The sequence below is a fragment of the Pseudomonas sp. BJa5 genome (genome assembly GCF_030272875.2).
Classification (GTDB): domain Bacteria; phylum Pseudomonadota; class Gammaproteobacteria; order Pseudomonadales; family Pseudomonadaceae; genus Aquipseudomonas.
In genome coordinates, this window is record NZ_JALRNG020000091.1 from 1 (window position 1) to 401 (window position 401).

At 57.6% G+C, this 401-nt stretch carries 1 protein-coding gene; it reads left to right on the forward strand.

The features are described 5' to 3' along the window. Nucleotides 1-401 (forward strand): EF-Tu/IF-2/RF-3 family GTPase (locus tag M2D63_RS25550; RefSeq protein ID WP_285865869.1); only part of this gene is annotated, 401 nt, incomplete at both ends.

The following is a 401-nucleotide window of genomic DNA, read 5'->3' on the forward strand; positions in this document are numbered from 1 at the left end:
ATCGTTGGTCTGCGTGACACCGCTACCACCACCTGCACCGGCGTTGAGATGTTCCGCAAGCTGCTGGACGAAGGTCGTGCTGGCGAGAACTGCGGCGTGCTGCTGCGCGGCACCAAGCGTGACGACGTTGAGCGTGGCCAGGTTCTGGTCAAGCCAGGTTCGGTCAAGCCGCACACCAAGTTCACCGCAGAAGTCTACGTTCTGAGCAAGGAAGAAGGCGGCCGTCACACTCCGTTCTTCAAAGGCTACCGTCCACAGTTCTACTTCCGTACTACTGACGTGACCGGTAACTGCGAACTGCCAGAAGGCGTTGAAATGGTAATGCCAGGTGACAACATCCAGATGACTGTCACCCTGATCAAGACCATCGCAATGGAAGACGGTCTGCGCTTCGCTATCCG